This window comes from Thioclava kandeliae (assembly GCF_040297545.1).
Taxonomy (GTDB): domain Bacteria; phylum Pseudomonadota; class Alphaproteobacteria; order Rhodobacterales; family Rhodobacteraceae; genus Thioclava; species Thioclava kandeliae.
On the sequence record NZ_JAYWLC010000001.1, the window covers coordinates 378,602 to 402,701 of the forward strand.

At 62.6% G+C, this 24,100-nt stretch carries 17 protein-coding genes; 5 read left to right on the forward strand and 12 right to left on the reverse strand.

The annotated features are described in order from the left end of the window. Positions 1 to 120: 120 nt before the first annotated feature. Positions 121 to 2,277 (reverse strand): malate synthase G, encoded by a 2,157-nt coding sequence (locus VSX56_RS01830; protein ID WP_350934416.1) that lies wholly within the window; start codon positions 2,275 to 2,277, stop codon positions 121 to 123. Between the two features lie 176 nt (positions 2,278 to 2,453). Between VSX56_RS01830 and pepN the strand changes: the two genes are divergently transcribed. From pepN to VSX56_RS01850, 4 genes are all read left to right on the forward strand, one after another. After that, on the forward strand, positions 2,454 to 4,997 hold the full coding sequence (gene pepN / locus VSX56_RS01835; protein WP_350934418.1) for an aminopeptidase N: 2,544 nt from the start codon (positions 2,454 to 2,456) through the stop codon (positions 4,995 to 4,997). 252 nt (positions 4,998 to 5,249) lie between these two features. Next, positions 5,250 to 6,767 carry an Asp-tRNA(Asn)/Glu-tRNA(Gln) amidotransferase subunit GatB gene (gatB, locus tag VSX56_RS01840; RefSeq protein WP_339112173.1) on the forward strand — a complete coding sequence of 506 codons (1,518 nt, stop codon included), beginning with the start codon at positions 5,250 to 5,252 and terminating at the stop codon, positions 6,765 to 6,767. A gap of 179 nt (positions 6,768 to 6,946) precedes the next feature. Then, on the forward strand, positions 6,947 to 7,507 hold the full coding sequence (locus VSX56_RS01845) for a DUF4177 domain-containing protein (protein WP_350934420.1): 561 nt from the start codon (positions 6,947 to 6,949) through the stop codon (positions 7,505 to 7,507). 173 nt (positions 7,508 to 7,680) lie between these two features. Next, on the forward strand, positions 7,681 to 8,307 hold the full coding sequence (locus VSX56_RS01850; RefSeq protein WP_339112171.1) for a DnaJ domain-containing protein: 627 nt from the start codon (positions 7,681 to 7,683) through the stop codon (positions 8,305 to 8,307). Positions 8,308 to 8,414: 107 nt separating this feature from the next. Here the strand turns inward: VSX56_RS01850 and VSX56_RS01855 are convergent, their stop codons facing one another. The 8 genes from VSX56_RS01855 to acs form a co-directional block, all read right to left on the reverse strand. Then, complete coding sequence (locus tag VSX56_RS01855; protein ID WP_350934423.1) at positions 8,415 to 10,433, reverse strand: 3'-5' exonuclease; 2,019 nt, start codon at positions 10,431 to 10,433, stop codon at positions 8,415 to 8,417. Continuing rightward, positions 10,433 to 10,831, reverse strand: a complete 399-nt coding sequence (locus VSX56_RS01860; RefSeq protein WP_339112169.1) for a response regulator transcription factor — start codon at positions 10,829 to 10,831, stop codon at positions 10,433 to 10,435. The genes VSX56_RS01855 and VSX56_RS01860 overlap by 1 nt, the downstream gene beginning before the upstream one ends. Next, positions 10,824 to 11,357 carry a hypothetical protein gene (locus tag VSX56_RS01865; RefSeq protein WP_350934426.1) on the reverse strand — a complete coding sequence of 178 codons (534 nt, stop codon included), beginning with the start codon at positions 11,355 to 11,357 and terminating at the stop codon, positions 10,824 to 10,826. Before VSX56_RS01865 ends, VSX56_RS01860 begins: the two co-directional genes overlap by 8 nt. Positions 11,358 to 11,383: 26 nt before the next feature. Beyond that, complete coding sequence (locus VSX56_RS01870) at positions 11,384 to 13,231, reverse strand: DUF294 nucleotidyltransferase-like domain-containing protein (RefSeq protein ID WP_350934428.1); 1,848 nt, start codon at positions 13,229 to 13,231, stop codon at positions 11,384 to 11,386. Between the two features lie 115 nt (positions 13,232 to 13,346). Continuing rightward, positions 13,347 to 15,089, reverse strand: coding sequence for a sodium:solute symporter family protein (locus tag VSX56_RS01875; RefSeq protein WP_339112166.1), 1,743 nt, complete (start codon positions 15,087 to 15,089; stop codon positions 13,347 to 13,349). Positions 15,090 to 15,103: 14 nt separating this feature from the next. Continuing rightward, the gene (locus VSX56_RS01880; RefSeq protein WP_339112165.1) at positions 15,104 to 15,361 is read right to left on the reverse strand and encodes a DUF4212 domain-containing protein; all 258 of its coding nucleotides are present in this window, start codon (positions 15,359 to 15,361) and stop codon (positions 15,104 to 15,106) included. A gap of 122 nt (positions 15,362 to 15,483) precedes the next feature. Then, the gene (locus tag VSX56_RS01885; protein ID WP_350934432.1) at positions 15,484 to 16,176 is read right to left on the reverse strand and encodes an adenylate kinase; all 693 of its coding nucleotides are present in this window, start codon (positions 16,174 to 16,176) and stop codon (positions 15,484 to 15,486) included. 4 nt (positions 16,177 to 16,180) lie between these two features. Continuing rightward, positions 16,181 to 18,115: an acetate--CoA ligase gene (gene acs, locus VSX56_RS01890; protein ID WP_350934649.1), complete on the reverse strand. Its 1,935-nt coding sequence runs from the start codon at positions 18,113 to 18,115 to the stop codon at positions 16,181 to 16,183. A 498-nt stretch (positions 18,116 to 18,613) separates the two neighbouring features. Here acs and VSX56_RS01895 point away from each other — a divergent pair, with 498 nt between their 5' ends. Beyond that, entirely contained in the window at positions 18,614 to 19,156 is a 543-nt protein-coding gene (locus VSX56_RS01895; RefSeq protein WP_339112163.1) for a HugZ family pyridoxamine 5'-phosphate oxidase, read from the forward strand. A gap of 33 nt (positions 19,157 to 19,189) precedes the next feature. Here the strand turns inward: VSX56_RS01895 and VSX56_RS01900 are convergent, their stop codons facing one another. The 3 genes from VSX56_RS01900 to VSX56_RS01910 form a co-directional block, all read right to left on the reverse strand. After that, positions 19,190 to 21,478 (reverse strand): glycosyl hydrolase family 28-related protein, encoded by a 2,289-nt coding sequence (locus VSX56_RS01900; protein ID WP_350934434.1) that lies wholly within the window; start codon positions 21,476 to 21,478, stop codon positions 19,190 to 19,192. 165 nt (positions 21,479 to 21,643) lie between these two features. Next, on the reverse strand, positions 21,644 to 22,276 hold the full coding sequence (locus tag VSX56_RS01905) for a hypothetical protein (protein ID WP_350934436.1): 633 nt from the start codon (positions 22,274 to 22,276) through the stop codon (positions 21,644 to 21,646). A 114-nt stretch (positions 22,277 to 22,390) separates the two neighbouring features. Next, positions 22,391 to 24,037: a lysine--tRNA ligase gene (locus tag VSX56_RS01910; protein ID WP_339112160.1), complete on the reverse strand. Its 1,647-nt coding sequence runs from the start codon at positions 24,035 to 24,037 to the stop codon at positions 22,391 to 22,393. Between the last annotated feature and the right edge of the window lie 63 nt (positions 24,038 to 24,100).

Below are 24,100 nucleotides of genomic sequence, written 5' to 3' on the forward strand. Positions count from 1 at the left end.
AATGGCGAAGAGACCTCACGATCTGCGCACCTTAGGCCATATTTCACAGCCCTGCCCGATAAAAGAGCACATAAAACTGGATCTGCCCGCCACGCAGGCAGATCCGGAACGGCGCCGAGATCAGCGGGCCGCCTTCCATTGCAGCCGGCGGTGATGCAGGACCGGCTCGGTATAGCCCGAGGGCTGGTTGCGGCCCTGGAAGATCAGATCGCAGGCCGCCTGAAACGCCACACCATTATAATCGGGCGCCATCGGCACATAGGACGGATCCCCCGCATTCTGGCGGTCCACCACTTCCGCCATCTCGCGCAAGCCATGCATCACAGCCTCTTCCGAGACCACACCATGATGGAGCCAGTTCGAGAGCGCCTGCGCCGAGATCCGGCAGGTCGCGCGGTCTTCCATCAACCCGACATCATGGATATCTGGCACTTTGGAGCAGCCCACCCCCTGATCGACCCAACGCACCACATAGCCCAGAATACCCTGCGCATTGTTGCGCACCTCGCGGGCGATCTCTTCCTCGGAGAAATTGCGCCCCACGGCCACCGGAATGCTCAGCAGATCATCGAGCCGCGCGGGCCGGTTGAGGGCCGCAATCTCGCGCTGGCGGGCCAGCACATCGACTGCGTGGTAATGCGTGGCATGGAGCGTGGCCGCGGTGGGCGACGGCACCCAGGCGCAATTGGCGCCCGCTTTCGGATGGCCGATCTTCTGCTCGAGCATCGCCACCATCAGATCGGGCATGGCCCACATGCCCTTGCCGATCTGCGCGCGCCCCGACAGCCCGCAGCGCAACCCGATATCCACATTGCGATCTTCATAGGCGGCAATCCATGCCTGCCCCTTCATCTCGCCCTTGGGAAGCATCGGACCTGCTTCCATCGAGGTATGGATCTCGTCACCGGTGCGGTCGAGGAAGCCCGTATTGATGAAGGCCACCCGATGTTTGGCCGCGCGGATACATTCCTTCAGGTTGACCGAGGTGCGGCGCTCCTCATCCATGATGCCAAGCTTAACGGTATAGCGCGGCAGGCCCAGCACCTCCTCGACATGGTCGAACACCGCGCAGGCAAAGGCGACCTCCTCCGGCCCGTGCATCTTGGGCTTCACTACATAGACCGAGCCCGTTTCCGAGTTGCGCGGACCAGCCGTCTTGGCCAGATCGGGCATGGCGCAAAGCACGGTCACCAGCGCATCCATCAGCCCTTCGGGGATCTCGCGCCCGTCCGCATCAAGGATGGCAGGGTTGGTCATCAGATGTCCGACATTGCGCACCAGCATCATCGAGCGGCCCTTGAGCATACCCTCGCCGCCTTCAGGCAAGGTGATCTCCAGATCGGGGTTCAGAGCACGGGTGAAGGTCCGGCCCTCCTTCTCGACGCTCTCGGTCAGATCGCCCGCCATCAACCCCAGCCAGTTGCCATAGGCCAGAACCTTATCCTCGGCATCGACAGCGGCGACCGAATCCTCGCAATCCATGATCGCCGAGATCGCGGCTTCCATCACCACATCCGAGATATGCGCCGGATCGGTGCGCCCGATGGAATGGCTCGCATCGATCTTCACGATCACATGCAGCCCGTTATTCTTCAGGACCAATGCGGTCGGCGCATCCTGCGCCCCCTGATAGCCCGCGAATTGCGCGGGGTTCATCAGGCCTGTCATGTCATCGGTGGTCACGAACAGCCCGCCATTCTCCACCGAGATGGCACGGACATCGGCCCATTTGCCCGACACAAGCGGGAAGGTTCTATCCAGAAACGCCTTGGCCGCCGCGACAACGCGCGCGCCCCGTGCGGCATCGAACCCCTTGCCCGCGGGAAGGTCGCCAAGCGCATCGGTGCCATAATAGGCGTCATACAAGGAGCCCCAGCGGGCATTGGCCGCGTTGAGCGCGTAGCGCGCATTCATGATCGGCACCACCAACTGCGGCCCGCAGATCTGCGCGAATTCCGGATCGGTCGCGGGGGTTTCCACGGTGAAATCCTCGCCCTCGGGCAGGAGGTATCCGATCTCCTCCAGATAGGCCTTATAGGCCGCCGCGTCATGGGGCTGGCCGCGCCGCTCCAGATGCCACGCATCCAGTCGGGACTGCATTTTCTCGCGCGTTTCCAGCAGATCACGGTTCTTCGGCGCGAACTCGGCCATCAGAACCGACATCCCCGCCCAGAATCGCGCGGGGACGACCCCGCTTTGCGGCAAGGCCCGCCCCTCGATGAACTCGGCCAGTTCCCTGGCAACCTGCAATCCTGCGCGTTCGATCCGTTCGACCATCGCGACCTCCTTATATCTGTAACTTGGCTTACAACCTGACGATAGATAGCCGCCCTGTCCAGAGACACAAACGCCCCCCCCACAAACACATGACCCTGTCTTGAACCTCCCCGCGCCCGCGCCTACCCTGTGCCGCCAGACAATACGTCACGAGACGAAGCAAAGGAGCCACCCCGATGGACGGCACGATCTACCTGAAAGACTATACGCCCTATCCGTTCGATCTTGATCAGGTTCATCTGACCTTCCGACTGGCCCCGTCGGCGACCCGCGTCCTTGCGCGGCTGCACCTGACCCCCAAAGGCGAGGGGGCCTCGCTGCATCTCGATGGTGAGGAACTGAAACTGATCTCGCTCGGGATCGATGGCACTGCACTGCAGCCCGCCGATTATCTGCTGACCGAGACGGGGCTGACCGTGCATGCCGCTGCCCTCCCCGAAGGCGCCTTTACGCTGGAGACCGAGGTCGAGATCGCGCCCAATGCCAATACCGCCCTCGAAGGGCTCTATATGTCGAACGGCATGTATTGCACCCAATGCGAGGCCGAGGGGTTCCGCAAGATCACCTTCTATCCCGATCGCCCCGATGTGATGGCGCGCTTCCATGTGCGCATCGAGGGCGACCTGCCGGTGCTTTTGTCCAATGGCAATGCGGGGGCTTCGGGCGAGGGATGGGCCGAATGGGATGACCCATGGCCGAAACCGGCCTATCTGTTTGCGCTCGTGGCGGGCGATCTCGTAGCAACCTCGGGCACATTCACCACGAAATCCGGCCTCGAGGTCGATCTGAACATCTGGGTCCGTCCGGGCGATGAAGACCGGTGCGATTTCGCGCTCGAGAGCCTGAAACGCTCCATGGTCTGGGACGAGGAAGCCTATGGGCGCGAATATGACCTCTCGGTCTTCAATCTCGTGGCGGTCGATGATTTCAACATGGGCGCGATGGAGAACAAGGGGCTGAATATCTTCAACTCCAAACTCGTGCTCGCCTCCCCCGAAACCGCGACCGATACCGATTATGTGCGCATCGAGGCGGTGATCGGACACGAGTATTTCCACAACTGGACCGGCGACCGGATCACCTGCCGCGACTGGTTCCAGCTCTGCCTCAAGGAGGGCCTGACCGTCTTCCGCGACCAGAGTTTCACCCGTGATGTGCGCCTCGGGCCGGTTAAGCGGATCGAGGATGCCGCTACGCTGCGCACCCGCCAGTTCCGCGAGGACCAAGGCCCGCTCGCCCATCCGCCCCGCCCCAATCACTACCGCGAGATCAACAACTTCTACACGGTCACCGTCTATGAAAAAGGCGCCGAGATCGTGGGGATGCTCAAACGGCTCGCGGGCGACGAGGCCTATCGCCAGGCGCTCGATCTCTATTTCGAGCGCCATGACGGGCAGGCCTGCACGATCGAGGACTGGCTGAAGGTTTTCGAGGATGTGACGGGACGTGATCTCACGCAATTCGCGCTGTGGTATACCTCCGCAGGCACGCCGCATCTGAAGGTGACCGATGCCTATGCCGATGGCCGCTACACGCTGACCTTCCGCCAATCGACGCCCCCCACTCCGGGCGAGCCCGAGAAAGCCCCGCGCCATATCCCGATTGCCGTGGGTCTTCTGGACCTGCAGGGCCGCGAGGTCCTGTCCACGCAACTGCTGGAGATGACCGAAGAAGAGCAGAGCTTCAGCTTCGATGTGGCCGAAAGACCCGTGCCGTCGATCCTGCGCGATTTCTCGGCGCCCGTCGTGCTGCAACGCGAACAGAGCCCCGAGGAACAGGCCTTCCTGCTGGCCCATGACACAGATGGCTTCAACCGGTGGGAGGCAGGGCGCAGCCTTGCCCAACGCACCCTGATCGCGATGACCAAGGGCGCGCGCCCGGCGCAGGGATATATCGACGCGATCGGCAACCTGTTGGCAGATGACACGCTGGAGCCTGCCTTCACCGCGCATTGCCTTGCCCTTCCGGGCGAGGATGAACTGGCACAGGCACTCTTTGCCGCAGGCGAGACCCCCGACCCCGATGCCATCCACAGCGCACGCAGCGCCCTCTCCAGGGCCATCGCCACCGCACATGAGGCCCGCCTGAGCGCGCTCTATGATGCGCTGGAGGTCAAAGGTCCCTACTCGCCCGATGCAGAACCCGCCGGCAAACGCGGCCTGCGTCTGGCCTGCCTGAGCCTGCTGACCAAACTCGATAACGGTGCCCGCGCCAAGGCCCTGTTCGATGCGGCCGATAACATGACCGAAAGCTTCGGCGCATTGTCGATTCTGATCCGCGCAGGTCTGGGCGATGAGGCCTCCGAAACCTTCCGCGCCCGCTGGCAGGACAACCGTCTTGTCATGGACAAATGGTTCATGGTGCAGGTCGCCGCCTGCCCGCCCGAAGACGCCGTGGCAAAGGCCGAGGCGCTGTCGCAAGACCAGGCCTTTGACTGGAAAAACCCCAACCGCTTCCGGTCGCTCATTGGCGGCCTAACCGCCAATCACGCAGGTTTCCATGCCAAGGACGGATCGGGCTATGCCTTCCTTGCGGATTGGCTCATCAAACTCGACCCGATGAACCCGCAGACAGCCGCGCGTATGTCCACCAGTTTCGAGACATGGCGCCGCTATGACAGCGCCCGCCAGAACCTCATCCGCGAGGAACTCACCCGCATTTCCCAGACCCGCGGCCTCTCGCGCGATCTCTCCGAGATGTCCCAGCGTCTCTTGGGCTGACCCCGAGCATCGGGGGGCGCTCGCGCCCCCTCTTGGACTTTGTCCAATTCACCCCCGAGGATATTTAGAGACGCTGGAATGCAGTTTTCCAGCGTCCCTAAATATCCCGGGGGAGCGCCTGCAAGGCGCGGGGGCAGAGCCCCCTCGCGCGATCCGGCCAAAGCAGGCACTTGCCCCCGCATCGCCCCTGTCCTAGAAGGCGGATAGCACGTTGGGGCGCAAAGCCCGGCCAAAGACACGAGGAATGCGGATATGCTCGACCATCTCGCTTATGAAGCGCCCAAACCGAAAGTCATCGCAGGGGCCAAGTCGGACTGGGAACTGGTGATCGGTCTCGAGGTCCATGCGCAGGTCCATTCGAATGCCAAACTGTTTTCGGGTGCCTCTACCACCTTCGGTGCCGAGCCGAACTCGAATGTGGCCTTTGTCGATGCCGCCATGCCGGGGATGCTGCCTGTTATCAACGACTATTGCGTCGCGCAGGCCGTACGCACCGGTCTGGGTCTGAAGGCAAAGATCAATCTCTTCTCGGCCTTCGACCGCAAGAACTACTTCTATCCTGACCTGCCTCAGGGCTATCAGATCAGCCAGCTTTACCATCCCATTGTGGGCGAGGGCGAGATCCTCGTCGACATGGGGCCGGGTGTGGGCCGCAAGGTCCGTATCGAACGCATCCATCTCGAGCAGGATGCCGGCAAATCGATCCACGATATGGACCCGCATATGTCCTTCGTCGATCTCAACCGGACAGGTGTGGCGCTGATGGAGATCGTCTCGCGCCCCGATATCCGTGGCCCCGAAGAGGCCGCCGCCTATGTTGGCAAGCTGCGCCAGATCCTGCGTTACCTGGGCACCTGTGACGGCAATATGCAGAACGGCAATATGCGGGCCGATGTGAACGTGTCGATCTGCAAGCCGGGAGATTACGAGAAATTCATCGAGACCGGTGATTTCGGGATTTTGGGCACGCGCTGCGAGATCAAGAACATGAACTCGATGCGCTTCATCCAGGCCGCGATCGAGGTCGAGGCCCGCCGCCAGATCGCCATCGTCGAAGATGGCGGCAAGGTCGTGCAGGAAACCCGCCTCTATGATCCGGACAAGAACGAGACGCGTTCGATGCGCTCGAAGGAAGAAGCGCATGATTACCGCTACTTCCCCTGCCCCGATCTGCTGCCGCTGGAGATCGAGCAGGCTTGGGTCGATGATATCGCAGCCTCCATGCCCGAACTGCCCGATGCCAAGAAGGCGCGGTTCGTGAAGGAATTCGGCCTGTCGGAATATGACGCCTCGGTTTTGACCGCCGATGTCGAGAATGCCGATTACTTCGAGGCGGTGCTGGCTGTGGGCGGTGATGGCAAGCTTTCGGCCAACTGGGTGATCAACGAACTCTTCGGCCGTCTGAAGAAAGACGACCGTGATGTGACCACCTCGCCGGTTTCGGCAGAGCAGCTGGGTAAGATCGTCAAGCTGATCAAATCGGGCGATATTTCGGGCAAGATCGGCAAGGATCTGTTCGAGATCGTCTATACCGAAGGTGGCGATCCGGAAGCGCTGGTCGAGGAGCGCGGCATGAAACAGGTCACCGATATGGGGGCCATCGAGACCGCCGTGGACGAGGTGATTGCCGCCAATCCGGCGCAGGTCGAGAAGGCCAAGGCCAACCCCAAACTCGCAGGCTGGTTCGTCGGTCAGGTAATGAAATCCACCGGCGGCAAGGCCAACCCCGCTGCTGTGAACGAACTTGTTGTGAAGAAGCTGGGCCTTTGAGCACAGCGCTTCATCCGCAGGCAAAGGGCGCTCCGGCGCCCTTTTTCATGCGCATGTTGTGGCGGAACTCCACCGATCCTCACCCTTGTGTCACTTGACCCAAGGGCCCGAATGCACGACAAGTCTGCCCCGAAGCATGGCGAAAGCCAGAGGTGTGGGCCAGAGGGTGTGAGGCAGAGATGCAAGAGTACGAGTATAAGGTAATCCCCGCGCCCGTGCGCGGCGAGCGAGACCGTGGCATGAAGACGCCCGAGGACCGGTTTGCCAACACGCTGACCGCAACGCTCAATGCGATGGCCGTCGATGGTTGGGACTATCTGCGCGCCGAGACCCTGCCCGCCGAGGAGCGCAGCGGGCTGCGTGGCAAGGCCACTGTGTATCACAACATGCTGGTGTTCCGCCGTGCGAAACCGGCAGCCGCCCCGAAAGCACCGGCCTCTTCGGAAGAGACCCAAGCGGCCAAGCCCGCAGCCAAAGCCCCGCTTGTGGCCGAGCCCAGATCCATGAGCAGCGTCTCCGACGGGATCAGGCAGGAGGCGCCGCGCGCCGAGCCGGTTCTGGCGCCCCGCAAGAGCCCTGATCCGATGCTTGATCCGGCCAATCAGGGCGATCCTTCGGGCAGCCCGCAGCCGCTGCGCATCCCCAGTGCCATCGAGCGCCGTGCCCGCGCGCTCTCGGCCAAGGTGCAGGAAGGCACAACGCCGAAGCTTGGCGCGGCCACGCCCGGCACTTCCGGCTGAGGCCGCGCGCGGGGTCGGAATTGCGCTTCCGGGAAGCGATCAATTTTTGGCATCCGGGGCTTTCACCCGCCTGAAAATAACATAGAATGCGTGACCCGAGTCGGAGGGGCCCCGGGGCCTCGCCGAATGCTGTCAGATACCCCGAGCCGTCAGATTACGGAGACCCACCCCTTATGGAAAAGAACGACCCGTTTGGTTTTAATATCTCGGCGAAGGCAGATAAGAAACGCCGCCAGAAGGGCCGCCGTGGCATGTCGGGGGCATTCGAGACCTCGACCCGCGTCTGTGACAAGGCAGGCTGTGAGGAGCAGGCCCAATATCGCGCACCCAAGAGCCCCAAGGTTCTGGACGAGTATTTCTGGTTCTGCAAAGAGCATATCCGCGAATACAATCTGAACTGGAACTATTTCCAGGGCCAATCGGAGGAGGAATTCCAGGCCTTCCTCGACAATGCCACCGTCTGGGAGCGCCCGACCAAGCCCTTCAACCGCGCCAATGACGAGAAGCTGGGCCTCGCCCGCCATGGCGTGACCGACCCGCACGAGATCCTGGGCGATAATGCCACACAGAACCCGGGCCGCCGGTCCGTGGGACGAAAGCTACCGCCGACCGAACGCAAGGCCGCCGAGATCCTCGAGGTGACCAATGCCGAGACCAAGGCCGAGGTGCGCAAAGCCTATAAGGCGCTGATCAAGGTGCTTCACCCCGACATGAATGGCGGCGACCGCAGCCAGGAAGAGATGCTGCAGGAAGTCGTCTGGGCATGGGACCAGCTTAAAGACAGCCGTTTCTTCAAGTAAACCGGCGCGAGAGGGCTCTGCCCCCCTTGGGGCCTGACGGCCCCAATTCCCCCCGGGATATTTGACGACAATGGAAGCAGGAGCGGGCGCCGGTATGGCGCCCGTTTTTACAGGTTCAGGTCACGGATCAGGCGCCCATGCTTGCGCGCGGCGATGATGAGGTCCGCCAGCCGGTGCAGACCTTTGGACTTGAGGGCAGGCAGCATGCGCAGGAAGGCGCGCGCGGTGGCATCGGTATCGCCCATCGCGCTGTGGCGGGCCTCGGGCGGGATCAGGATGCCGAGCCTGTCGCAGAGCGCATCGAGCGTGTGTGACTGGCTCTGGCCGAACAGGATGGCCGAGAGAAGGACCGTATCGAGCACGGGATGCTCGAAGGTCAGCGGTTGCGGATGGCGGCGGAGTGCGGCGCGGAGCAGGCCGATATCGAAGGGGGCGTTATGGGCAACCAGCACCGCATCGCGTGCGAAATGATGGAACCTCCCGATTGCTATGGCGGCGGTCGGGGCGGTAGCGACCATCTCGTCACTGATCCCGTGGATGGCCTGTGCCGAGGCGGGGATCGGACGGTCGGGGTTGACCAGTATCTCGAAGGTTTCGCAGACGCGGCCATTGACGATCCGCTGTGCCGCGATCTGCACGATAGCATCGGTTTCGGGATCGAGCCCCGTGGTCTCGGTGTCAAAGACCACATAGGTCAGTTGCTCCAGCGGCGTCAGGCGGATATCGCCCGGGGGCTGGCGGTCGAGAAGGTCGAAATCATAGGTGACGCGGCGGGGGTAGCGGTCGGGCCGGTCCGCAGCCGGCGCCAGATCGCGTAGCGGCAGACAGAGCCGCGCCCGCCCGTCATGCAGGGTTTCGGGCCAGATATCGCTGCGATGGCGGTCGAGCACCTGCCGTTCGGACGGGCCCAGGAGCGCGTCGAGCTGTGCGAATGGCAATGGCGCTCCCTGCCATTCGAGCGCCATGAGCGCCCCCGCCCCCTCGGCCGTGATTTCCAGCCGGAACTCCCCGCGCCCTTCGCGATCCACGGCGGGAACAATCCGGCCCCAGAGATCGAGCAGCGCCTCGGCATCGGCGCGCAGGATCAGCGAGCTGGTGGCGAGCGTCAGCGGGCGGCCGGTCCGCGCGCGCACGGCCTCGGCCAGATCGGAGGCACGGATCTCGGCCATCGTCCAGTCGGGGATCCGCTCGGCCTGCTGGCCCAGCCGGTGCAGATCGCGCGTCAGGCTGCGGACCTGCGCCTGCGCCGCCATGCGCACGCGGCTGCGGTCCTCGCCCTGCGGCCCCTGCGGATCGGTCAGGGTATCGAGCAGCGAATGCAGGGCCGCAATCGCGGGCGTGATCGTTGCAAGGATCTCGGCATTGAGGGCCATTGCAGCACGGCTGGCCGAACTCTGGGCCGAGACATCCTGCAGGGTCAGCACATGACCGCCCTCCGCACCGCTTCCCGGCAGACAGCGCAGATGGCCTGTCAGGACCTGCCCCCCATGGGTAGTGCAGAGAAGATCCGAGCGCGCCTCCGGATCCTCTTCGTGCGACAGGCGGTCTATGGCATGCAGAATCGGCGCGAGTTCCACGAAATCGGCCAGATTGCGCCCCAGTCCGGGTCTGGCCTCCCCCGCCACCAGCAAGGCCGCTGCCTGCGGATTATAGAGCACGACGCGCAGATCCCGTGACAACAAAAGCACCGCCACCGGCATATCGGCGAGCAGCACTTCGAGCCGCGCCTGCGAGGTAGCGGCCTGGGCAAGCGCCTGTTCGACCTCGCGGGCCATGCGCGTGTTCTGCGCCGACATCGCCTCGCCCAATGCGGCGCCCGCAGGCCCAAGATCGCCCAGATAGGGCGCGTCAAAGGCGGCGCTATCGCCCCATCCGGCCAGACGCATCGCGCCTGCAAGAGCCTCGATCGGACGGGCCACATGTTCATCGAATAACAGCCACAGCCCCGCGACCAACGTGACCCCCAAAAGCCCCGAGACCAGCGCCATGACCACCAGCCGCTCCTGCCCCTGCCGCCCGCCCAGCCATGCTCCGGCCAGCAGTGCCAGCACCAGACCGACAGCCAGAGCCGCAAAAAGCAGAAAGACCCGCAAACGCAACCCCAGCCGCGCCCCCCAAGCCTCCATCAGGCGGCCTCATCGAGCAGGCGATGCAGCTCGGCGCGCAGCTCCTTGAGCTCGAAGGGTTTCGCGATGAACCCGTCCGCCCCGAGCGCCAGCCCCTTGCGACGCTCCACCGAGGAGCCCCGCGCGGTCATCATCAGGATTTTCACCGCCCGCAGATCGGGATCGAGGCGCATGGCCTCGCAGATCTCGTAGCCCGACACCTCGGGCAGCATGATATCGAGAAGCACCAGATCGGGGCGCATGTCGCGGATCAAGTCGATAGCACCTGCCCCCGTCGAGATCCGCGCATGCTCGAACCCCTCGCGCCCCATCAGGAAATCGAGCGCCATGGCGATATTGTCCTCGTCCTCGACGATCAGTATCCGCCGCGCCATGCCATCGTCGCCCCGTTCAGCCATGGCCCACCCCCCCGCAGATCGCGGCCATCGCCGGGTCATCAGGCGCGATATCGCGCCAGTCACCGCCCGCCAGATCGTTCCCCGACAGCTGCGCGCCGCCGATCAGATCGGCGCGGCGATGGCCTGCGCAATCATAGGCCACCGGCACCGCCTGAACAGGCTGCCAGCGCGAGACCAGCAATAGCCGCCCTTCGCGCAGGCCGGGGGCGGGGTCACTCACCTGCGCCAGATCCACCGCCATGAACCGTGTGGTGACCGGTTTGGCATAGGTCCACGGGCGCCACCAATTGCTATCCTCGACGGTCATCACCACGCTCATATCGCCCCCGAGCCCCGCCTTCAGATCGGGATACCAGCGATATTCGGCATGGACCGTGTAGCCCAGCATGGCGAGACCGGCCATCGCGGGCATCACCCATTTGGGCAAAGTCACACCGGCCCATTTGCGCAACCCGTGGCGCGCCGCGAAGACCACCAGCACCGCCAGTGCCGCCGCCGAGAACATTGCGATAAAATCTATGATCATGAAGGGTCTCCTTTAGCTGACGCTTGCTACTGGCCGAGATTGGCCTTGCCATAGCCCATGGCCGATTGCAGAGAGCGCACCACCACGAAGGCGTCACGCAGATGCGAGCGTTCGAAATCGGGAAGCGCCGAGGGCGCAAGGTAATTATCGGGGGCCTGCCCCTGACGGATCTGGCGGGCCTGGGTCTCGAGCCGCGTCTGGGCGATCAGATCATAGGCCGCCAGCAGGTCCTGCCCGCCACTGACCGAGAGCGTGCCCGCCTCGCGCGCCGCCATCAGCCGCGCGCGGGTATTGACCGCAACAAGCCGGCCGCGCAGCGCATGGACACGGGCCAGATCGGCCACGGGCACCACGCCGTTATGTTTGAGATCAATATGGTTGCGATGCTCGCCGGAGCGGATCGTGGCAAAGCCGCGGATCAGCCCCAGAGGCGGCGTATGTTTGAGGCTATTGGCGATCATATGCGCCACGAAGATCGAGTTTTTGGCAGCATTGACCAGTGTCTGGGCCTGTAATGCCTCAAACAACGCGGGCGCCGTGCCGCCGATCACCCGCAGGTCGAACATCACCGAGGCCAGCATCTGCGCCTCCGGATTGGGCGTGGCGATCCAGCTACGGAAGTAGCGCGCCCAGACTTCGGTCCGCTGGCACCATCGCGGGTTGGTGGCCATCATATCGCCCGGGCAATAGACATAGCCGCAGGCCTGCAACCCGTCCGAGACGATATGGGCGAATTTGCGAAAATACTCCATATCCGCATCCGATGCGCTGTCATCCACGATCAGGCAGTTATCCTGATCCGATACGCCCGTCTGTTCCTGCCGCCCCTGGCTGCCGCACGCCGCCCAGACCCAGGGCGCGGGCGCGGGACCCAGCTGCGCCTCGGCCATCCCCAACAGGCGGCGCGTGACGGCATCGGCGATATCGGTGATAAGCCGTGTAGTGACCTCATGGGCGTGATGCGCCCCCACCAGCTGCACCAGAAGCTGCGGGATGCGGGCGGTGATCGCGGCCATCTGCGCCACATCCTGCGCGCGCGCGATCTCGTGGATCAGCCCCGCCGAGCTGACCGCCTGAAAACGCGTCAGATCGGTCTGGGTGATCATGCCGATCAGTCGCCCGCCCTCGGTCACCGGCAGATGGCCGATGCCATGCTCGAACATCCGGTGCAGGATATCCGATCCCAGCGCCTCGGGACCGAGGCTCACCGGATCGGGGGTCATCACGCGGCCTACCTCGGCCGAGGTCGGGAAGTTGCCGGCCAGAACCTTATTCGACATATCACGTTGCGTAACGATACCCAGAAGCCTTCCTTCCGCATCTGTTACGCCCAGCGAGGACACATGATGGGCGCGCATCAGCCGCGCAGCCTCCACCACATTGGTCTCGGGGCGGCAGGCCACAACCTTGCCCGATAGCAGGTCCGCCACCCGCATACCCGCCAGATCCGCCCCTGACCGCGCGCGCGCCGATAGCGAGGCCGCCGGCGAGCGGTCGAAAAACCGGTGGAAGCTTTCGACGGCCGCGCATAATGCCGTGAATTCGGCAACAGGCAGCATCAGGAGCAAACCGGCCTCCTCCATCCGCGCCGTGGTGGCCGCCCGCCCGTCGCGCATCAGCCCGCGCTCGCCGAAACTGTTGCGCGGCCCCAGATGCGAGACGAGCCCGCCATTGGCATCGCGGATCTCGACGGCACCGGAGCAGACCAGATAGAGCCCCTCCAGCGGCACGCCATGATGATAGATCTCGGTGCCCTCGGACAGTTCCCTGCGGACAAAGGATCGGGCCACGCGGACCAGATCGTTACGCGGCAGGGTATCGTAGGGGTGGACCCCTTCGAGAAAAGTCACGACTGAGGCAAGATCGTCACGCATGATCTTATCCGTTCTTTGGTCATGATTGCGGATCGGAATGGGCGCCGGAAACCGAATGGGCCTTCGGCCTCCGGCGCTCTACGGGCGGCGAGGCCGCCCGTAGGTCTTTTCCCGTTCAGTGATCGACGGCCTGACCCGCCCCTTTGGGGATACGGATCGACTCGACCAGATCCTGGATCTCTTCCGGCGGCTCTTCGGTGGCCGAGGACACCAGATAGGCAACCACGAAGTTGATCACGGCCCCCACCGCCCCGAAGGAGGTGGATTTGATCGACAGCAGCAGCGGATCGGTATCATCGAAGCTGTTCGTGCCCGGAACGAAGAACCAGCCCTTATGCAGGAAGATATAGATGATGGTCACGATCAGACCGGTCAGCATCCCGGCCACGGCACCCTTGTTGTTGATGCGCTTCGAGAAGATGCCCATCATCAGCGCGGGGAAGATCGAGGAGGCTGCAAGGCCGAAGGCCAGTGCCACGGTCTGCGCCGCAAATCCGGGCGGGTTGAGACCCAACCAGGTTGCCACCGCAATCGCCACCGCCATCGCGATCCGCGCCGATAGCAGTTCGCCCTTCTCCGAGATCCCCGGATTGATCTGGCTCTTGATCAGATCATGGCTCACCGCCGAGGAGATCGCCATCAAGAGGCCTGCCGCCGTGGACAGTGCCGCTGCCAGACCACCCGCCGCGATCAGCGCGACCACCCAGCCCGGAAGATTGGCGATTTCGGGATTGGCCAGCACGATGATGTCGTTATTGACCGACAGTTCATTGGCCGAGGCCGGATCTTCGGCTTTGCCATTGACGTAGTTGATCAGGCCATCGCCATTCTTATCCTCGAACTTCAGAAGACCGGTCTGCTCCCAGTTTTTCATCCAGTCAGGACGCGCCTCATAGGAGAGCGGAGCCGATTGGGTGCCTTCGGGATAGACCGTGTTGATCAGGTTCAGACGGGCCATCGCACCCACCGCAGGCGCGGTCAGGTAAAGCAGTGCGATGAACACCAGCGCCCAACCTGCGGAGGACCGGGCATCCGAGACCTTCGGCACGGTGAAGAAGCGCACGATCACATGGGGCAGACCCGCGGTCCCGATCATCAGCGACATGGTGAACAGGAACATGTTCAGCATCGTGTCCGATTGCGCGGTATAGCTCGCAAAGCCCAGATCGGCGAGCAACCCGTTGAGTTCCTGCAGGATCGGCTGGCCGGTCGCGGTGCTCTCGGAGAACAGGCCCAGACCCGGGATCGGGTTACCGGTGAGTTGCAGCGAGATGAAGACCGCCGGAATGGTATAGGCGATGATCAGCACGACATATTGCGCCACCTGCGTATAGGTGATGCCCTTCATGCCCCCAAGCACGGCATACATGAACACGATCGCCGCGCCGATATAGAGGCCGGTCTCGTTCGACACTTCGAGGAAGCGCGAGAAGGCCACGCCCACACCGGTCATCTGGCCGATGACATAGGTGACGGAGGCGATGATCAGGCAGATCACGGCCACGGTGCGCGCGGTCTGGCTGTAGAAGCGGTCACCGATGAATTCCGGCACGGTGAACTTGCCGAACTTGCGCAGGTATGGCGCCAGCAGCATAGCCAGAAGCACATAGCCGCCGGTCCAGCCCATCAGATAGGCCGAGGTATTGAACCCACCGAAGGCGATGATCCCCGCCATCGAGATGAAGGAGGCCGCCGACATCCAGTCCGCGCCGGTGGCCATGCCGTTGAGCACGGGATGCACGCCGCGCCCTGCGGCATAGAATTCCGAGGTCGAACCCGCGCGGGCCCAGATCGCGATGCCGATATAAAGCGCGAAAGTCGCGCCGACGAACAGCAGGTTGAGGGTAAACTGATCCATCTGTCGCCCCCCCCTTATTCTTCGACGCCGTGTTCGCGGTCGAGCTTGTTCATCTTTGCCGCATAGGAAAAGATGAGCACGAGGAACACGAGGATCGAGCCCTGCTGGGCAAACCAGAAGCCCAGATCGGTTCCGCCGACGGGGATGCCCGCCAAAAGCGGACGCAGCAGGATGCCGAAGCCGAAGGAACAGACGAACCAGATCACCAGATAGATCTTGATCGTGCGGATATTGGCCTTCCAATAGGCATTGGATGATGATTGATCAGCCATTTTTGGTGTCTCCCTTTGGATTTTCTCCATAAGCCAGCCGCGCACGGACAGATGCCGCGCGAGGCCAACCCCTCCCTAAAACCGGATCGGGCGGCCGGTCGGTCAACCGGCCCTTCGATCCGTCAGACGCCTGTGGTCACGCCCTTCTCCTCCATGACCACCTGCAGTTCCGAGGCGACAGATTCGATACTCCCCATCGCATCCACCACCTCGAGTTTGCCCAAGGCGCGATAATGCGCGATGAGCGGTGCCGTCTGTGCGTGATAGGCCTCCAACCTATGGCGCGCAGTCTCGGCATTATCGTCGGCCCGACGTTTGAACTCGGTGCCGCCGCATTTGTCACAGCATCCCGCCACCCCGGGCTGCTTGAAGCTGTCGTGATATCCTTCGCCACATTTGGCGCAGGTATAGCGACCAGAGACGCGGGCGATCATCGCCTCGTCATCGACCGCCATGGAGATCGCCGCCGTGACCTCCTGATGGGTGTAATGCAGCAGGTCATCGAGCGCCGCCGCCTGCCCCGCCGTGCGGGGGAAGCCATCAAGGATCACCCCCGAACGGGTATCTGGGTTGGAGAGCCGGTCGCGCAGGATCGCCAGAACGATCTCGTCGCTCACGAGCCCACCAGCCTCCATCACCGATTTCGCGGCCAGACCCGCCGGCGTGCCCTTGGCCACCGCCTCGCGCAGCATGTCACCGGTCGAAAGCTGCACCAGCCCGAATTTCTCCTCCAGCATCCGGGCTTGCGTGCCTTTGCCGGCCCCCGGAGGGCCAAGCAGGATCAGAACGGCAGGTGTCGTTGCGGTCTCGGCCATAGGCTCACCCTTTGTTTGCACGGTTGGCGATCAGATCGTCGACCACGGACGGGTCGGCCAGCGTCGAGATATCGCCCAAAGCGCCGGTATCGTTCTCGGCGATCTTGCGCAGGATACGGCGCATGATCTTGCCCGAGCGGGTCTTGGGCAGACCGGGCGCCCACTGGATGACATCGGGCTTGGCAATCGGGCCGATCTCGGTGCGCACCCAGCGCTCTAGATCCTTGCGCAGATCATCCGAAGGCTCCACATCGTTCATCAGGGTGACATAGGCGTAGATGCCCTGCCCCTTCAGCTCATGCGGGAAGCCCACCACCGCGGCCTCGGCCACAGCCTGGTGCGCCACCAGCGCCGATTCCACCTCGGCCGTGCCCATCCGGTGGCCCGAGACGTTGATCACATCATCCACACGACCGGTGATCCAGTAATAGCCATCGCTATCACGGCGACAGCCGTCACCGGTGAAGTAATAGCCCTTATACTGGCTGAAATAGGTCTCCTGGAAGCGCTCGTGATCGCCCCAGACGGTGCGCATCTGACCGGGCCAGCTATCGGCGATACACAGCACGCCCTCGGCTGCGGTCTCGTCCTGTTTGACCGCCGTGGTCGGGTCGAGGATCACCGGCTTCACCCCGAAGAAGGGCCGCGTGGCCGAGCCGGGCTTGGTGGGTGTGGCCCCCGGAAGCGGCGTGATCATATGGCCGCCGGTCTCGGTCTGCCACCAGGTATCCACGATCGGGCATTTGCCGCGCCCGACATATTTGTCATACCATGCCCAGGCTTCGGGGTTGATGGGCTCGCCCACCGTGCCCAGCACCTTCAGCGAGGACAGGTCGTATTTCTCCACATATTGCGGCCCCTGCCCCATCAGCGCGCGGATCGCGGTGGGCGCGGTGTAGAACTGGTTGACCTTGTGCTTCTCGCAGACCTCCCAGAACCGTCCTGCATCCGGATAGGTCGGCGTGCCCTCGAACATCAGCGTGGTCGCACCATTGGCCAGCGGACCATAGACGATATAGCTGTGGCCGGTGACCCAGCCTACATCCGCCGAGCACCAGTAGACATCGCCATCATGGTAATCGAAGACATATTCCTGCGTCATCGCGGCATAGACCAGATAGCCGCCGGTGGAATGCACCACCCCCTTCGGCTTGCCGGTCGAGCCGGAGGTATAGAGGATGAACAGCGGATCCTCGGCATTCATCGGACGCGGCGGGCATTCGGGCGAGACCTCTTCCATCATCGCCTTCACATCCACATCGCGGCCCGAGATCCAGGTGATCTGGTCGCCGGTATGTTTGATCACCAGACAGCGCACCTTGTCCGAGCAATGCAGGAGCGCCGCATCGGCGTTGGATTTCAGCGGCGTGCGACGCCCGCCCCGCGGGGCGGTATCGGCGGTGATCACCAGCTTCGCGCCGCAATCATTGATCCGGTTGGCCAGCGCATCGGGCGAGAAGCCCGCAAAGACGATCGAATGGATCGCCCCGATCCGTGCACAGGCGAGCATCGCATAGGCGGCTTCGGGGATCATCGGCAGATAGATCACCACACGGTCGCCGCGCATCACCCCCTGGGACAGCAGCACATTCGCCATCCGGTTCACCTTGTCGCTGAGCTCGCGATAGGTGATGTGCTGGGCAGGATCTTTCGGGTCATCGGGCTCGAAGATGATCGCGGTCTGGTCACCACGCTTGGCCAGATGGCGGTCGACACAGTTCACCGAGGCGTTGATCACCCCGTCATGGAACCATTTGATCGAGACATTGCCGAAGGTGAAATCGGTGTCCTTCACCTTGGTATAGGGGGTGATCCAGTCCAGACGCTTCCCCTCGCGGCCCCAGAAGGCCTCCGGATTCTCCACCGACTCGCTATACATCTCGCGGTATTTCGCGGCATCCACATGCGCCGGCCCGAAATGGCTGGGCACCTCGCGCATATCCGGCGCCTCGAGCACCTGTTCCTGAGCAGCCATAAGCTTTCCTCCCTCAGCTATGTCATGCGGCCCATCTGGACCACGCGGCGCCTCCGACCTCCATCAGAGCCGCCATTCCCCAAGGACAAGTGTAAACATGAGTTTCTATTTTTGATAACCCCCTTTTTTGGCTAGTTTTTTCTGTCAAATATTTGACGCCACAAAACCGGTATCTGTAAACTTTATCATCCTTGCCGCGAAATTCCCCGCAAGTTCCGTCTCTTGCCTGTATATCAAAATGACATATTTACCGATGCCATCGCGCGCATAGATGAGTCGTAAAAACACGTTAGGCGTGTGATGCGTGAAAGCCTGCCAGAAGTGATTCGTTTTATGGGGTCGCGCGGGCACAGCCCTGTCACCGCCCGGTTCTGTCCCGCATTGGGGGCGCCATCACGCTCTTGCCAAGCGGGTCTCCCGCACCTACCATTTTACCCCAAGGCCTTAGCGGAGCGGATCTCGATGCCCACACCAATCGACTTGCCCAAGGACCAGATCCCCCTTTCCGGTGCCCGCCAACCCGTCGATCCGGTGCATGAGGCGGATGCGGACTCGCGCGCCCTTGCCCGCAAGCTGATCGCCCAGTCGCAATTCGCCGCCATCGGCACCCTCGATCCGCAGACCGGCTTTCCCCATGTCTCGCGTATTGCCATCGGCACGGGGCCACAGGGCGGGCTCTGGTCGCTGGTCTCGGGAATTTCCGTCCATGCCCGCGCGCTCGAGGCCGATCCGCGCGCCGGTATCCTGATCGGCATTCCGGGTGCCAAGGGCGATCCGCTGACCCATCCGCGCCTCAGCCTGCAGGTCGAGGCGATCCCGCTCGACCGGCTCGACCCGCGTCATCCCAGCCTTCGCGACCGCTGGCTGGCCGATCACCCCAAATCGAAACTCTATATCGATCTGGGGGATTTCCATTTTATCGAATTCCGCATTCTCGCCGCCCAGCTCAATGGCGGTTTTGCCCGCAGCTACCGGCTCACCCCCGCGGATCTCGTCGAAAACTGAAGGCCGCCTCCCGAAGGAAGCGGCCCGCCCATGTCATACCGGTGTGTCCATCCTGAGCCGCACCTGCACGCGGCCCTGTGTCGCCTGTGACCAGTTCAACCAGACCTGCTGGCTACCCGTGCCCTGCTCGACCTGCACATAGGGCATCTCGGTCACGCGGGCCGAGCTGCCATTGCGCACCATGCCCTCGGCCACCAGCCCCTCCACATTGCGCGCCCATCCGCCAAACGGCAGATAAGCCGAGGCATCGAGCACCCATGTCTGCGCCGCGGTGGACTGGTTCATCTCCAGCGTGACCGGCGAGCAGGTGAACTTGGTCACCCCGTTATACATATTGCCCTCGATCATCACATTGCGGATGCGCGAGTAATCCAGATCGGCGAAAGTCGTATCGACCTTCTCGATCTTGTCGATGGTGCCGTTGAGCGATTTGAACACATTGTTCGAGATATTCAGCCCCTGAATGAAATGACCAGTTCCGTAGGGCTTGATCGAGAACCAGGTGAACCACGCCGCCGTGTTGATGCACACACAGGTATTGCCAGTCACCGTCAGCCCGCCAAAGCTGTATTCATTGGAGAAATCCGGCGTGGCATCATGCTCGTTGGTCCATTCGATGATATTCTTGTCGATATAATTACCGGTGACCGCGGATTGCACATTGGTCTGGGTAAAGACGAGCCCCGCCACCCGCGTGGCCGAGGTCTCGTTATCGCCTTGGAACCAGTGATTGCCCACAATCAGATGCCCCGAGCCATTGAGCACAAAGGTGGTGCCGAACCGGACAAACCGGCTATCGCGGATCTTCACATCATTGGCGTTTACATTCAGCACCACGGATTTGCGGTCCTGGGCGGGGGTGGACTGCTCATCGGAGAGGAACTGGCAGCCGTCGATCAGGAAATCCTGACACCCCCGCCCGATCGAGGTGAAGACCCGATCCTTGGGTCGCACCACATAGCTGTCGCGGATCTGGTTCATCTGGCCATCGGGCGCGAACATCCACGCACTTGCGAGCCCGTTACACAGGAATTCCAGATTGGCGATATTGAACCGGTCGAGCTTCTCCATCCCCGAGAAATCCAGCACATACTGGTAACGGGTAAAAGTATAGGTCCGCGTGCCCGCCCCGCCGTAAAGCGGCTGGCTCAGCGTGACGGTCTGCGCACCCACATTCTTGGACCGCACATAGACCTCGCGCCCGACTCCGGTGCCGGTCACATGCGCGCCCACGGGGATATTGGCCACATTGGCAACACCGGTCAGCGTGGTCGGCTGGGCGATGGCATAGGTTGCCTGCGAGGTTACCTTCACATCGTCCCACGCGGTGCCGTCAATCACATTCAGCTGCCCGTTTTGCAGCACACGGCGGTTGGAAAAGCTGGTTACATCAGGAGCATATTCCTCGATCCGCAAAGGCTTCGTGATCTCGACGCGCCGCCCCTTCAGATCGAGCACATTGTGATCCACATAGCCGAACAGCGCCTGCAGCGCCTTGCGCAGCCCCAGTTCCTCATCGCCAAAAGCCGCCGCATAAGTCGGGAAATCATAGCTCGTCATCAGCGCGAGCCGTGCCGCATCGGGCATCACCAGCGTGCCGATAAACCGCATGGGCGATTGCAGCGAAAGCGTCGAACCGATGTAGAAACTGCCCGCAGGCACCAGAATGCTGCGCCCGCCCGCATCGTTATCGGCCGCCGAGAAGGCTGCCCTGTCATCGGTCGTGCCATCGCCCACCGCGCCATAATCGCGCACATCGACCATCCCGATCAGATCGCGGAAGAAGTAATCACTCACATCCTCGATCACCAGATCGTCGATCCGCACCACTCCGCCGGTCTGGCCCGTCAGATCGATCCCGAAATGCCCATAGGCGGGGTCCATCCCCCAACCCATATCGACCCCCTCGCGGGTGGCCACCGACACGATTGCCCGCACCGTGACCACCTCGCCATAGGTCTCGAGCGCGGTCGCCGTGCCGACCTCGGTCAACCCGCTCACATGGGACGAGCCGCTCATCGCATAGCCCGCAATCCGCACGCTCGGCAGATTGCCACTCACCGCCTTCACCCGTGCCGTGATCTGCAGGTAAAGACCGGGCCGGATCGGCACCTGCCCCATCCAGCGCAGCTTTTGCGTGGCCTGCGTCTTCTGCAGCTCCAGACAGCCCCCGAAATCGGCATCGGAGGGCACATAGGCCGCCGTCGCCGAGCCATCATATGTCGCCGACCCGCTGGTGCCGTTCTCCGACGACCAGACATCCAGCCCTTCCGAAAATGCGGGGGGCATCAGATCCAGCCCCTCGGTTATCGCGACATTCATAGCAGCCTCCTCATGGATCATCCGGCATCACCCGCTTTGCGTGCTCCGGATCGCTCCGGCCAACGCGACTGCGTGGATCTTCTGCCGCCTGATCACAGGCTGCGCGTGAGGCATGAACATTGTCCGACGCCACCGTGCGCCCGCAACAGCGCGCGCAACGCGGTCCTAGAATGCAAATCCCAGCGAGAAGGCCATGAACGGAATGACCGGCAGATCATCAAGCTCGTCATTGATCCGCGCGCGTTCGGCCTCGACCGCCGCGCGATCCTCGGGTGACAGCCCCTCCAACCCGTCGAGCCGCAACCTGTGCGCAGCAATCTTGCCCCCCAGCTCGACCCCTGCCACCAGCCCGCCATCCGACAGGTAGCGGTAGCCCATGGACACCACCGGTGCCACATCCCGAGGCTGCATGAACTCGAAGCCGAACGGGCCGTCGACGGGGCCACTCTCCGTCTCGATCCGCTCCAGATCGCCCGACAGATCATACCCCCCCGCCATTACCCCGCCCGAGAAATAGACCCCGTTGTCCCACGGCTCATACTCCAGCATGACACCGCCCTGCACCGAGCCCAGATCGCCCCTGAACGCCGTGCCATCTTGGTTAACAGAAACGCCGCCCATCTGCGCCAGATAGAGCGGCACCCTGAGCGAGAGGTTCGGCGTCAGTTCCAGCCTCGGCGCGACATAGGCCCCCAAGCTCGATACACCCGTTTCGAGAAAGAATTCACGTTCCAGATCAGTCGCGTAAGCGAAAGACGCGCTGATTATCAGAAAGGTCAGGCAAAGCGGAAGGATCATGGCAGCACCTCTGGCAGGAGATCGGCCAATTCTCGCTCATAGATCTCAACCTATGGTTAACAAAAACGCCCCGAGCCAGAGGCCCGGGGCGTTTTGCATCACCTGTCATGGCGTTCAGCCAACCAGCTCGCCCTTCAGCGCGCGCTCGATCAGCACCACCGTCTCATCGGCACCGTAAAGCGCGATGAACCCGCCAAAACGCGGACCCTGCGACTGGCCCAGAAGCACCTCGTAAAGGGCCTGGAACCACGCGCGCAGGTTGTCAAACCCGTGGTTCTTGCCGATTGCGAAGACCAGCGTCTGCAGGAAGTCGTCCGAGGTCATATCAGCTTCCGGCGCCGGCTCGTCCTTGCCATCCGCCTCGTTCTTCTTGACGATCTCGGCCACCGCACGCGCGGGATCCTTCAGGCAGGCCACCAGATCTTCCAGCGCCGCACGTTCCTGATCGGAGGGCAGGCGGAACTCGAGCGTGGGCTTCACGAAATCGTCGAAATAGCGCAGCGCGAAGCCCGCCGCCTGATCCAGATCGGGATGGGTTTCGGGCGTCGCTTCCGGCGCATAGCGGCGGATGAAGCCCCACAGACCTTCCTTATCGGCCGCCCCCGCCACCGAAGCCAGATTGAGCAGCATAGAGAAGGGCACCACCATCTTGCTCTCCGGCGGCTGGCCGCCATGGATGTGCCAGACGGGGTTCGCCACCTGCTGCTCCAGCGTCTGCTCGGGATAGGCGCGCAGCTGCTGGTGATATTCATCCATCATCTTCGGGATGACATCGAAATGCAGCCGCTTCGCGGTCTTGGGCTTGAGGAACATGAAGTAACCCAAGCTCTCGGTCGAGGCATAGGTCAGCCATTCATCGATGGAAATACCGTTGCCCTTGGATTTCGAGATCTTCTCGCCATTGGCATCGAGGAACAGCTCATAGGTAAAATGCTCGGGCTTCTTGCCGCCGAGGATCTCGCAGATGCGGTCATAGATCGGGGTGTTGGTGGAATGGTCCTTGCCATACATCTCGAAATCGACGCCAAGCGCCGCCCAACGGGCCCCGAAATCCGGCTTCCATTGCAGCTTCACATTGCCGCCCGTCACCGGCAGCGTCCATTCACGGCCATCCTCGTCATCGAAGGTGATCGTGTAATCCGCGACATTCACCGATTTCATCGGGACATAGAGCACGCGGCCCGTCTCGGGATGGATCGGCAGGAAGATCGAATAGGTGGACGCCCGCTCGTCACGCAGCGATTTCAGCATCACCTTCATTACGGCATCATAATTCTCGACGGCGCGCTTGAGCACCTCGTCGAACTGGCCGGATTTATAGAATTCCGTCGCCGAGTAGAACTCGTAATCGAACCCGAATGTATCGAGGAAACGACGCAGCATGGCGTTGTTATGATGGCCGAAGCTCTCGAATTCCTCGAAGGGGTCGGGCACCGAGGTCAGCGGCTTTTGCGCATTCTCGTGCAGCATCTCCTGGTTCGGCACGTTCGAGGGCACCTTGCGCATACCATCCATGTCATCCGAGAAGCAGATCAGACGCGTCGGAATATCCGAGATCGCCTCGAACGCGCGACGGATCATGGTCGTGCGCGCAACCTCGCCAAAGGTGCCGATATGCGGCAGCCCCGAAGGCCCGTAGCCGGTCTCGAACAGCACCGATCCGCTGGCCGGCGGCTCTTTCTCATAGCGTTTGAGGATATTGCGCGCTTCCTCAAAGGGCCATGCTTTGGACTTCATTGCGGCGTCGCGCAGAGTGCTCATGCTATACCTCGACAGAGTGGAAATGGGCGAAAACCCGCCCCGTTGCCCTTCCCCTATTGAACG

Excerpts from the sequence above, each read along its gene's own strand:
- VSX56_RS01830 (WP_350934416.1), bottom strand. The coding sequence starts at position 2,277 with ATGGTCGAACGGATCGAACGCGCAGGATTGCAGGTTGCCAGGGAACTG.
- pepN (WP_350934418.1), top strand. The coding sequence starts at position 2,454 with ATGGACGGCACGATCTACCTGAAAGACTATACGCCCTATCCGTTCGAT.
- gatB (WP_339112173.1), top strand. The coding sequence starts at position 5,250 with ATGCTCGACCATCTCGCTTATGAAGCGCCCAAACCGAAAGTCATCGCA.
- VSX56_RS01845 (WP_350934420.1), top strand. The coding sequence starts at position 6,947 with ATGCAAGAGTACGAGTATAAGGTAATCCCCGCGCCCGTGCGCGGCGAG.
- VSX56_RS01850 (WP_339112171.1), top strand. The coding sequence starts at position 7,681 with ATGGAAAAGAACGACCCGTTTGGTTTTAATATCTCGGCGAAGGCAGAT.
- VSX56_RS01855 (WP_350934423.1), bottom strand. The coding sequence starts at position 10,433 with ATGGAGGCTTGGGGGGCGCGGCTGGGGTTGCGTTTGCGGGTCTTTCTG.
- VSX56_RS01860 (WP_339112169.1), bottom strand. The coding sequence starts at position 10,831 with ATGGCTGAACGGGGCGACGATGGCATGGCGCGGCGGATACTGATCGTC.
- VSX56_RS01865 (WP_350934426.1), bottom strand. The coding sequence starts at position 11,357 with ATGATCATAGATTTTATCGCAATGTTCTCGGCGGCGGCACTGGCGGTG.
- VSX56_RS01870 (WP_350934428.1), bottom strand. The coding sequence starts at position 13,231 with ATGCGTGACGATCTTGCCTCAGTCGTGACTTTTCTCGAAGGGGTCCAC.
- VSX56_RS01875 (WP_339112166.1), bottom strand. The coding sequence starts at position 15,089 with ATGGATCAGTTTACCCTCAACCTGCTGTTCGTCGGCGCGACTTTCGCG.
- VSX56_RS01880 (WP_339112165.1), bottom strand. The coding sequence starts at position 15,361 with ATGGCTGATCAATCATCATCCAATGCCTATTGGAAGGCCAATATCCGC.
- VSX56_RS01885 (WP_350934432.1), bottom strand. The coding sequence starts at position 16,176 with ATGGCCGAGACCGCAACGACACCTGCCGTTCTGATCCTGCTTGGCCCT.
- acs (WP_350934649.1), bottom strand. The coding sequence starts at position 18,115 with ATGCGCGAGGTGCCCAGCCATTTCGGGCCGGCGCATGTGGATGCCGCG.
- VSX56_RS01895 (WP_339112163.1), top strand. The coding sequence starts at position 18,614 with ATGCCCACACCAATCGACTTGCCCAAGGACCAGATCCCCCTTTCCGGT.
- VSX56_RS01900 (WP_350934434.1), bottom strand. The coding sequence starts at position 21,478 with ATGAATGTCGCGATAACCGAGGGGCTGGATCTGATGCCCCCCGCATTT.
- VSX56_RS01905 (WP_350934436.1), bottom strand. The coding sequence starts at position 22,276 with ATGATCCTTCCGCTTTGCCTGACCTTTCTGATAATCAGCGCGTCTTTC.
- VSX56_RS01910 (WP_339112160.1), bottom strand. The coding sequence starts at position 24,037 with ATGAGCACTCTGCGCGACGCCGCAATGAAGTCCAAAGCATGGCCCTTT.